Source organism: Methanomassiliicoccales archaeon (assembly GCA_038740345.1).
In the GTDB taxonomy this organism is placed as follows: Archaea; Thermoplasmatota; Thermoplasmata; order Methanomassiliicoccales; family UBA472; genus JAJRAN01.
This window is the reverse complement of record JAVYMA010000033.1, coordinates 1-10,585: the sequence shown is the minus strand read 5'-3', so window position 1 is coordinate 10,585 and position 10,585 is coordinate 1. Positions and strand designations below refer to the sequence as shown.

Annotated in this window: 13 protein-coding genes; 8 read left to right on the top strand and 5 right to left on the bottom strand. The window is 44.1% G+C overall.

Features of this window, described 5'->3' with window-relative positions; all coding sequences use genetic code 11:
• The 4 genes from QW520_08505 to QW520_08490 form a co-directional block, all read left to right on the top strand.
• Positions 1–558, top strand: a 558-nt coding sequence (locus tag QW520_08505; protein ID MEM0449843.1) for an Mrp/NBP35 family ATP-binding protein, incomplete at its 5' end; no start/stop codon positions are given.
• A 3-nt stretch (positions 559–561) separates the two neighbouring features.
• Positions 562–894 (top strand): NifB/NifX family molybdenum-iron cluster-binding protein, encoded by a 333-nt coding sequence (locus QW520_08500; GenBank protein ID MEM0449842.1) that lies wholly within the window; start codon positions 562–564, stop codon positions 892–894.
• 429 nt (positions 895–1,323) lie between these two features.
• A complete protein-coding gene (locus QW520_08495; GenBank protein ID MEM0449841.1) occupies positions 1,324–2,097 on the top strand; it encodes a universal stress protein in 774 nt (257 codons plus the stop codon).
• Positions 2,098–3,618, top strand: coding sequence for a cation acetate symporter (locus QW520_08490; protein MEM0449840.1), 1,521 nt, complete (start codon positions 2,098–2,100; stop codon positions 3,616–3,618).
• 85 nt (positions 3,619–3,703) lie between these two features.
• Here QW520_08490 and QW520_08485 read toward each other — a convergent pair whose 3' ends face one another.
• The 3 genes from QW520_08485 to QW520_08475 form a co-directional block, all read right to left on the bottom strand.
• Positions 3,704–3,874 (bottom strand): hypothetical protein, encoded by a 171-nt coding sequence (locus QW520_08485; protein ID MEM0449839.1) that lies wholly within the window; start codon positions 3,872–3,874, stop codon positions 3,704–3,706.
• A complete protein-coding gene (locus QW520_08480; GenBank protein MEM0449838.1) occupies positions 3,862–4,062 on the bottom strand; it encodes a hypothetical protein in 201 nt (66 codons plus the stop codon). Before QW520_08480 ends, QW520_08485 begins: the two co-directional genes overlap by 13 nt.
• A 108-nt stretch (positions 4,063–4,170) precedes the next feature.
• On the bottom strand, positions 4,171–5,367 hold the full coding sequence (locus QW520_08475) for a hydrogenase iron-sulfur subunit (protein ID MEM0449837.1): 1,197 nt from the start codon (positions 5,365–5,367) through the stop codon (positions 4,171–4,173).
• A gap of 60 nt (positions 5,368–5,427) precedes the next feature.
• Here QW520_08475 and QW520_08470 point away from each other — a divergent pair, with 60 nt between their 5' ends.
• The 4 genes from QW520_08470 to QW520_08455 all read left to right on the top strand — a co-directional run bounded on the left by QW520_08470 (position 5,428) and on the right by QW520_08455 (position 9,789).
• Complete coding sequence (locus QW520_08470; protein MEM0449836.1) at positions 5,428–6,123, top strand: NAD(P)H-dependent oxidoreductase; 696 nt, start codon at positions 5,428–5,430, stop codon at positions 6,121–6,123.
• Positions 6,120–7,172: a HisA/HisF-related TIM barrel protein gene (locus QW520_08465; GenBank protein ID MEM0449835.1), complete on the top strand. Its 1,053-nt coding sequence runs from the start codon at positions 6,120–6,122 to the stop codon at positions 7,170–7,172. The genes QW520_08470 and QW520_08465 overlap by 4 nt, the downstream gene beginning before the upstream one ends.
• A 131-nt stretch (positions 7,173–7,303) precedes the next feature.
• A complete protein-coding gene (locus QW520_08460; GenBank protein ID MEM0449834.1) occupies positions 7,304–8,971 on the top strand; it encodes a response regulator in 1,668 nt (555 codons plus the stop codon).
• A 44-nt stretch (positions 8,972–9,015) separates the two neighbouring features.
• Positions 9,016–9,789 carry a PrsW family intramembrane metalloprotease gene (locus QW520_08455; protein MEM0449833.1) on the top strand — a complete coding sequence of 258 codons (774 nt, stop codon included), beginning with the start codon at positions 9,016–9,018 and terminating at the stop codon, positions 9,787–9,789.
• Between the two features lies 1 nt (position 9,790).
• Here the strand turns inward: QW520_08455 and QW520_08450 are convergent, their stop codons facing one another.
• Both QW520_08450 and QW520_08445 read right to left on the bottom strand, forming a co-directional pair.
• Entirely contained in the window at positions 9,791–10,369 is a 579-nt protein-coding gene (locus QW520_08450; GenBank protein MEM0449832.1) for a flavodoxin family protein, read from the bottom strand.
• Positions 10,370–10,388: 19 nt separating this feature from the next.
• The coding region (locus QW520_08445) for a response regulator (GenBank protein ID MEM0449831.1) at positions 10,389–10,585 on the bottom strand (197 nt) is incomplete at its 5' end.

Here is a 10,585-nt window from a genome sequence, read left to right as displayed (position 1 = left end):
CCCAGCCTTAAAGTCATGTCGATGGCTTTCTTAGTCAGGGATAGTGACAATCCTATCATCTGGAGAGGACCTATGAAAATGGGAGCCTTGAGGCAGTTCGTTGCTGATGTGCGATGGGGTGATCTAGATTATCTAATCGTGGACCTTCCTCCAGGTACTGGCGATGAGCCCTTAACTATCGCGCAACTCATGCCTAATGCGGATGGGATGCTTGTCGTTACCACGCCTCAGGACGTTGCATTATTGAACGCACGCAAATCTATAGGATTTTCTCGGCAATTAAAAATGCCAATATTGGGAATCATCGAGAACATGAGCGGTTTGCGATGCCCTCATTGTGGCAAAGAAATAGACCTATTCAAAAGGGGTGGAGGAGAACGGGCAGCAACAGAATTAGGTGTCAAATTCCTGGGAAGCGTGCCTATAGATCCTAAAGTGGTTGTTTCCGGTGATGAGGGGGTTCCCGTAGTCTTAAGTGACAGCGAATCTCCAGCGGCTAAGGCTTTCAATACTATAGTCGATAAGATAATAGACATGACAACAAAGGAGAAAGGATAATTAATGAAAATCTTGATTAGTTCTACAGGTCCTGGGCTGGATTTTCTAATCGATGAAGAGTTTGGTCATGCAGAATATTTTATTGTAATAGACCCAGAAACTATGGAGTTCGAAGCGGTGAAGAATGTAGGTCATGATGCTGAGATAGGGGCAGGCATCTACGCCGCCGAACAAGCAGCCAAATTAGGTGTTTCGGCCGTCCTGACCGGATGGGTTGGACCCCATGGTCAAGAGGTTTTAGCGAAGCACAATATCCGAATAATCATGGATGAGGAGGGGACGGTCAGAGAGGCCGTGGAGCGATATAAAAGAAAATTTTTAAGAAAATTGGAATAATATTTAAATGAAATCAAGATCTAAGGTCGAATTAAAATGTAATTAAAATTTATTTGTATATTTGTAAGAATTTATTGTTAATTATTAACTAAAAGTTATTACCGAATAGTATATCATTATTAAAAATTCAGTCATCTTTCGAAATTCGAAAATGATTAACTATTATTCGACAAATATCGTATATTGTTTAACAAAACATTATAAAGAGAATGGATTGTATGGTTGGCCCATGCGGAGGGATAACGCCATAACGCCCTTAAAAAAGGGGCGATCGTTGTGGGCTAAGAAGACCCGCTTTTTTCCCTCGATAAAAAAGTGCGGGTTGAGAAGAACGAAGGCTGAACCGGGTATATACATTCCCAGTGTATGCCTTGAAACAATTGAGTGCGATTTGCAGGGCAAGAATGATCTACCTGTGAGGTGAAAGGTTTGGCAACAAATGGATACAAGATTCTATTGCCAACGGATGGCTCATATCCAGCCATCGCGGCTACTGTAAGAGCTATAGAAATGGCAAAGGACCGAAAGGCCAAACTCATCATTTTGCATGTAAATGAACCTATTACTCCAGCCGGAATGGAACGAATTGCTGAAGAATCGGTCTTGATGAGAACCGCCGGCATCGATGGTGTAGCATATGCCAAGGATGTGGCCGCTAAGGCTGGAATTCCGACTGAGGTCATAATTCGCGAAGGGGCCGTTGTAGGTGAGATTATTCGAACTGCCACAGAAAAGCAGGTCGATATAATCGTGATGGGTTCGTCTACCATCAAAGGATTACCTGGGCTATATCTAGGAAGCGTATCACGCGGTGTTATCAAGGAGGCGCCGTGCGATGTTGTGGTGGTTAAGCTCACAGAGGATGAGATGAAGAAAGCGGTTCAATTAGCTCAGGAAATTGCTGCCGCTATGAAGCGTCCTGCTGTGAAATTCGATATAAGCGATATCACTTCCCTGAAGAAATTCAAGGTAGGGATAGGTCTGCTTGTAGTCTATTCCATTACCTACATCATATTCACAGTATTGGGAACATTCGTGAAGAACCCTGATAGCCCACAAGGTTTGTCGTTTTTCAGCCTGCAGATGTTTGGTATGAACCTTGGGGTAATCTTCGGAATGGTCGTGATATTCATGGCCATAATAATGGCAGTGGCTTTCAATTGGTATGCTGGCCGGTCAGAAAACGGAGAGGGGGGTGAGTGATTGGCCTACGAATTTAAGCCCGTAGCATTTGGCCTCTTTGTGCTTATTACTGCGATTACTTTGGTCATATCGATATATGCCGCTAGGAGAGTGAGGACAGCAGGGCATTACTATGTCGCTGGAGGCGGAGTTAAATGGTTCGTTAATGGCATAGCTTTCGCTGGAGATTATCTAAGTGCGGCCTCCTTCCTTGGCATAGCAGGTCTGATAGCCTTCTCAGGATACGATGGTTTCATGTATGCTATCGGTTTCCTTGCTGGATGGATCATTGCGTTATTCCTCATTGCTGAGCCTTTACGCAAGATTGGCAAGTACACCTTCGGAGATGCTCTCGCAGCAAAATTCAAAGACAGAAGAGTTCGCCTTATGGCATCCATTTCTGCCATAGTAGTTAGCGTTTTCTATCTGATACCACAAATGGTGGGTGCCGGTAGCATAATACAACCACTTCTAGGACTTGAATATGAATTAGGAGTCTTGATCGTGGGGCTTGTAGTGGTCCTGATCGTGGCGGCAGCAGGAATGGTTTCAACTACCTGGGTGCAGTTTATAAAAGGCTTCCTACTGCTGTTCGCGGCTCTTGGCCTCACCATAGGAGTGCTCTATGTGGCAGGAATGGGACCGATAGAATTCATTGGCCATTTCGTCAATAATCCCTCGATCACTGTCCCGACCGCAGACGGAGGTCAGAAAATATACGCAGGAGAAGCTTTCATGTCACCAGGTATAAAATATAAAGACCCGTGGGACTTCGCCTCTCTTGCTTTGGGTCTAATCCTTGGAACGGCTGCTCTGCCTCACATTTTAATAAGGTATTACACTGTGCCAAAACCTTCAGACGCTAGGAAGTCCACTGTGGTGGCCATCATTGCCATAGGGACTTTTTATGCCCTGGTATTATTCCTTGGGCTGGGTGCTAACTACTTCCAGACATTAGATCCTACCAATCAGAACCTCTCAGCGCCGCTTCTTGCCGAACACATAGGTGGAGAGGTTTTCTTTGCCGTAATCTCATCCATCGCTTTCGCTACCATTCTCGGGACAGTATCAGGTCTTATAATGGCAGCTTCGGGGGCTATTGCCCACGATATATACACTGAATTCATGGGCAAAAGGGGAGATGACAGGAAGACACTTAGAGTCTCAAAGATCACAGCTATAGCCGTAGGATTCCTGGCCATAATTCTAGGCATAGTAATGAAAGGGCAAAATGTGGCCTTCCTTGTTGGTCTTGCGTTCGCCATAGCTGCCTCAGCCAACATACCCGCGCTTATCTGCATGCTGTTCTGGAAGAGAACTACTTCCCAAGGCGTGATAGCTGGCATTTTGGTAGGTCTTGTTCTGTCCATAGGGCTCATATTTGTAAGTCCAACATTTATGGGCACAGAGGAAGCCCTCTTCAGCCTTTACAACCCCGGTATAATATCGATTCCAGTGGGCTTTGCCGTCACGATAGGAGTGTCACTTTTGACAAGCAAGAGCAATTCACGTGATGAGAAGGAATCAAATGTAAAGGGTTGAGTGAAAACCTCTTATCTTTATTCATATTTTTTAAATTTTATAGCTACAGCTACATTTAATGAACATCATTATTATGCCTTGATTCTCATGAGAATAGATGAGGATCCAGCATTTCGCTGTCCATGTGACCGTCAAATAATCCCTGCAATACGTCCTTACTGCCGCATTTAGGGCAATTTCGCGGCTGAGGCTTTCCGAAGGGGATTTCCCAATAATGGCCGCAATCCGCGCATTCGAACAGTCTCATGAAGTACATCTATTTTCACCTCCTTTTGTTTTATTAAAATCAATTACTAAAATCATAGGAAAAAGCCTAGCTTCAAACCTATCTAGCCCCTTAATTAATGAAGGCTTAATTACTACCCTATTGCGCCGAAGGTAGAATCTTTGATGGGGCAAGCCTAACGCCTCCTCTTTTTTTATATATTTTTTGGCCTCTATCACTATTAAAACATTTTAGAAAGATACTTCATTTTCGATGAAATTCATATGCCTCGAGCAGAAGCTTCGCTGACTAGAGGAAGAGTTAAGTCTGTTAAATTTCTTAAGACTTCAGAGAAGGCCTCTAGCTCTCATCTGATCCTCTGAGATCGTTCCGAACTGTAATGGCACCGTGACTGGCGCTTTTGGCTCAGGGTTTCTCATTGGATTCGGTCCTATCTCCATTATCTTTGATATGAATTCTTCCACATTTTTTTGGAAGAGCTCTGGCTCATCAGAATCCACATAAAGAGTCTGGAATCTCCCTTCGTCAAACCCAAGCTGCTTAATCACGCTGGTCAGCAAAGCCATGCGCCTGTTAGTCCTAACGCTCCCAACTTCATAATGGCATCGCCCAGGCTTTCCAGCTAAAATAAGCACGCCATCAGCCCCCCTGGACAAAGCCCTCATAACCCATTCAGGATCCACTCTTGCCGAACACATGGTACGTATGACTTTAAAATAAGGTTTTAATTGAAGTCTCTTAATCCCAGCTAGATCTGCCGCTTTATAAGAGCACCAATGACACGCAAAAACCAAAATGTTAGGAAAATTCTCTACTTCCTCACTAACAGGAGGTGTTATAACATCAATCATCGCAGTCATTTCTGCATTAGAGAACCTATTTTGATCCATTGCCGCACTAGGGCAGGCAGCAACGCATGCTCCGCAACCTTCACATATTGATGTGTTTACAGAGGCGATTCGATGACCAGGCCTATTAGAGGCTTCCAGCATCTTTATCGCACTTACGCGACATGTCGCCTGACATACGCCACAACCTGAGCATCTATCTTCAAGGACCTTGACCTTGGTCCCTTCGCTGATATTCTTTGCAGCGCCAAGCTTAGATATAGCCATTAATATTTGATCTCTGGCTTTCCTAGTGACGTCTTTAATCGAAGATGAGTGCATCCAAGCACATTGCTCTCGAATATTGGACATCTCGACCATGTAAGGCGATAGACCTGCTTTTGCCGCCGCATTCTCGAAATCTTTCAAATATAGGAGAGGAGAGCAGGCTGCTATCACTATACGATCCAATCTTTCTTTCTCGATGGTCTGTTGGATATCTTGAAGGGCTTCCACGTGGCATAAGAAATTTCTTCTGACAACTATGGCAACACCTGTCATAGCGCGGGTTTCTTCCTCCAAACTTTTTAGGTCCAAGGTTGTTTCTATCGCCCCATTGCACGAACAAATGAATACTCCTATCCTGTTGTTAATAGCATTATTAATCAGTTCAGTCCCTCCCCAATCCTGTGTCATTTTCTATAGGCTACTTTATAAGCCATGGCGTTAGGCCATTCCATCGATCGGGTATTTATTATGAACTGCCGATGCTTCGACGATGGTGAAGGAAGCATATTCTACATGGATAAAAATCAAACTATACTCGACATATTATTCAGGTGGAATAACAATACCCGCGAGAAGGTGCACAGTTTGAAGATAGTGGCCATTAATGGAAGCCCTCGCATCAAAGGTAATACATCAAATATGATACGCGAGAGCTTGAAGGATGCTGAAGCACTGGGGAACGATGTCTATTATTTCGATCTCGCGAATATGGCAATAAACGATTGCAAGGCATGTATGAAATGCAAGAAAGACAGGGGATGCTCTCAGCAAGATGATATGACAAGAATATACCCTCTAATTGAAGATGCTGACGTTCTTGTCCTAGGCTCTCCTATTTACATGGGTGATGAGACCGGCCTAATGAAATGCTTTATAGACAGACTTTACTGTTTTTTAGTACCTAATGAAAAAAAGAATGGGCTAATGTCCACTTTACGCGCTGGCAAAAGAGCTTTAGTAATCTTCACTTGTCAAATGCCCAATGGAGCCACCCTCTATAATTATATCTCAGTGCGATATTTTAACCTGTTTATCAACATGCTTGGATTTGAGGATATTCGAACTTATATCATTGGAGGAGCCAATCCCGCTCAAGAGCTTGCGTTAACGCCGCAAGCCATGGCAGTTTTACCTGAATGTCGAAGGTTTGTAACCAATAAATGAGAGAAGATGACATGCCACGACAAGGACTCTACGCCTGTCCATATTGCGGAGGGCGAACATTAGAACCCACTCAGCTCATTTCTGGGCCTTTGGTGACTGTTGACAATTGGGATGGAAGTTACAGATGTTTGGAGTGCCGAAAAGTAGCCGTTCCCCTATATTTTCGAAGCGCGGAGGAATGGGTGCTATTCAGGCAGGAACGAAGCAGAAGGGCGAGCTTTGAGGAGGAGCGAAGGTTTTTGCATATTCCTATCGTCCCAGTTGATACTAGGCAGTTACTTGGTCAAACAGGCTTCGACATTCCCTTGATAAAGGTTGTTGAAGTGGTATCTGTGCGCTGGGGAAAAAACGGTTATGAGCGAACAAATTACGCAGAGAGCTTCGAGCGATATTGGCGCGTTGTCTCAGGAAGCCGCTACCAAAGCCAGCAAATAATGCTGATGGATCTCGCGGGCATATCACAAGGAAGACCGAATTTCAAAGTATTACGCGATTTAGTCAAAAGCAAATACGAAATATGGCTGGACTTAGGCATTAGAGACATCCACGATGTCTTCGATGCCTTTTCCTTAGAGGCGTATAAAGCATTAGTAGCGACCTCTGTTGCCTCATCCATCCACCTTTTTGAAGAGGTTTATTCGATTTCTGATCGATGCGTTCCTCTGGTGCAAATAAATAATGATGTGATTTGGGGCAAAAATGGAGCTGGCCCAAAGAGGTTAGAGGATGCGCTTGACGAATTAAAAAGGTTAGGATTCGAAGAGGTGGCGCTTATGGACTTGTCTGCTTTGGGAACTAATAAAGGTATTTCCGAAGAATTGATAGAAAGAGCGAAGGGATTCGTGCCTCAGATCTACTATGGGGGCGGGGTTCTAGAGAGTGATCTCGAATGCTTGAAGCGCCATGAGCTTGCTGGAGCATTTTTGGAGCCTTTCACGCCTATAATAAAAGATTTAATCGTTAGGGATGATCCTGAGACCATATCAGAGGCCCCCACTGGTGATTTTACCACCATAAGGAATATAAATAAATACACTGCAATCGATTAAAATTATTAAAATGAGAATGGTAAGTCGTATTCTTAATTTAACTTGAATATTATGAGAATGTTAAGTCAAATTATTTAATTAACGAACCAACCTAACAAAGTAATTGATAAAGCAACGAAAAAAGGAGGCAAATGACGGCGAAAATATTAGTGGTGGATGATGAGCTTGGGATACGTAATGTAATCACCTCGCTACTAAAAGAGAAGGGCTATCAAATTTCTACTGCAGGTACGGGGGCAGAGGCGCTAAGGCTCCTAAGCAATGAATTCTTCAATGTCGTCATCCTCGACATAATCCTTCCAGATATGACTGGAACCCAATTATTGGAAAAAATAGAGCGTTCATCACCCGATTCTGAGGTGATTCTCATAACTGGTCATGCCTCATTAGATACCGCGATCCAAGCCTTAAGGAAAAGGTCTTTTGATTATATTCAGAAACCTTTCAAACTAGGACAATTACTAGAAACTATTGAAGGAGCTCTGGAGCATCAACGCCTCACCCTTGAGAATCGCAAAATGCTTGAACAGCTCAAATTCTTAAATAATATCAATTCGCAAATCATGAAAACGTTAGAGCTTGATTCAATTCTGAAGCACATTCTTTATTTGAGTATGAATTTTTTCCGAGCAGATTCTGGCGCTATCTATCTGCGAAATGGAACAGAATGGAAGTTGAGACAATATTCTGGTGTCACTAAGCGATTCGTCAATGAATTCGGTTCTCTTTCCCCCGAGCATCCTATCATCAGAGACGCTATGAGTGGGAAGGTGAGTGTTACTCAGGGAAACAATGGTTATGCAGGGAGCTCTTGGGCCTCCATTCCTCTACTTTACCTAGAGCAGCCGTTGGGAGTAATGATATTGACTGCGAAAACAGGGAAGCGATTTGATGAGGAGGACAGACGCCTTCTATCCATTTTAGGTATCCAGACAGGTTCTTACATATACAATTCCTTACTTTTCTCGCAAGCAGAAGAGACTCGTTCTTATCTAGAAGGATTTGTGCGCAATTCGGCCGAAGCCATAATTACATATTCCCTGGATGGTAAAATCCGCACCTGGAACGATGCTGCCAGGCGCACCTATGGTTATAGCGAGTCCGAAGCCATCGGACGATACCTTATCATAGTACCAGAAAACCGATTGGAGGAAATGCGGGAAATTATGACCAAGGTAGGCAATGGAGAGGTCGTTGATTATCACGAAACCATTAGGCGCAGGAAAGACGGTACTCTGATTCCTGTTCTCGCCACCTATTCTCCTGTACGAGATTCTACAGGAAAGGTCATAGGGATATCCTCGATTTCTCGAGACATGTCGCTTCTGCGCCGAATAGAAGAGGAGCAGGTCAGAGGTCAGATTTCTGGAGCAAAGGTAAAAGTTAGAGAAGTTTTAATCGATATGGTGCCGCTCTTGATGAAGCTGCCTTTTCCTGAAGAAGAACGGAAATACATAGTCAGCAAAATTTCGCAGCGCTTAGAGGAGAGTCTTTATGATGAATATTTCGCAGGTAAGGAGAGTGTGGACCTCCAAATAATGGGAGAAGGTGTTGCCAGAGTTCTAAATGATCTGGGAGGAGATTTTTCGTATCAATTGGAAGGGGACGAAGTTATCATCCAGGGTAGAAAATGCCCTTGGAATAATCAATTCAAGCGCAATCCCATCGCCTGTTCCTTAACCAAAGCTATAGCCCTTCGTTTCGCGAATAGGTCTTGGGGTGCGGCCAGAGTACAACTCACACAAAGTCTAGCTAATAAAGATGATTGCTGCAAATTAACCATACGTAGAATATTGTGATGGCAGAAAGTTTGATATCATTGGCAATGGCGTAGCAATCCCTAATGCCGAATGTTCCAATTCTAATAATCTCATTACTTGCCGCCGCTTTCCTCCCGCCCATTATCTATATGATTGTTGTCCGCAACACCGAAACTTGTCGAAGGGAGCCGTGGTCTGCATTAATATGGACCTTCTTTTATGGTGCCACGGTGGCAGTCATTCTGGCAGTAATTCTGGAAGGGATTGCTATCTTCATTTTATATAATGAATTCAGTCCACTTGCCACTGGCTTTTGGAACTTTGAGCCTTTTGATCCGACGTTGGAGACTCTAATAGTGGCTGTAATGATTGCTCCCCTTGTCGAGGAGGTTGTGAAGGCAACAGGAGTGCCCAAGCTTAGGTTATTGGAAATAGAAGACGGTTTGATTTATGGCGCGGCGGCGGGATTAGGATTTTCGGCCACAGAAAACCTGCTTTATTTAACCACCGCTTTATTGGAAGGGGTCGATGTGTTTATCGCCACTGCCATTTTACGCTCCATAACCTCTACCGTTTTGCATGCCTCCGCCACTGCCATCGCGGGTTATGGGATTGCATTGACAATCTTTTTGAGATATAGAGGTCAGAAGGTAAGTTGGCTGCCTTTCCTTGGTGTAGCTATCCTTCTGCACGCTTTATTCAATTTTTTTGCGTCCTTGGGAGAGTTTGTATCCTTAGATCCTACTCTATTCGCTTTGATGGGGCTCTTGCTAGCCTTCTCGCTCTCGAGTTCAGCCTTCATCTTCATGAGGCGGAGAATTAGGGAGCTTGACGCAGCCACGATTTGCATACCATGAATCAACCAATCCTAGATAGGTTAAAAGTCATGTTCTGACCTAAGCGCCTAGCACTCAACAAATAATCAGGTCTCGACCTCACCTCTCCTTTCTTCTCCACGCCAGCCACTAACAGTTCACCCTGAAAGGTGATTCCTATTCCGGAGAAGAATGCTCTTATCTCCGACTGTGCGTTGCGGAAAACCGCTTTATGATCCCCTCCAACTAGTATGAGGCCCCCATATCGAACACCTTCTACTTTCCTATTCAGCAGCCGCTCGCGAGCCCAGAGACATTGGCACCTATCCATCATACATTTGACGATGCAGCTAGGCCCAGAGAAATATATGGGCGAAGCAATTAAAATTGCGTTAGCTTCTTGCAATATTTTGTAAATCAATGTCATGTCGTCGCGCAGAACACACTCTCCTGTCTCAAGACAGGAATTGCAACCTTGGCACGGCGTTATGTGCAAATCGCAAAGAGAAATTTTTTGCGTTTTGGCACCGGACTGAAAAGCACCATCTAGACACTCATCTAGCAGAACATCACAGTTGCCTCCACGTCGTGGGCTTCCTAAAATCCCTACGACTAGATTCATGGATTCCTATCCTCAAGTTTCATTTTGTGGGGCAGTTTGCCAAATTTTCTCGAATGCGATCCTTCAAGATCTCATAGTATTGGAAAGTCTTTACAACATAATCACAGGCGCCTACGCGCATGGCTTCAAAGCTAAGATCAGGGTCATCATAAGCGGATACGAAGATTATCGGAACTTTAAGACCTAATGGCTTGATCTTCTTGAGTAAATCAATGC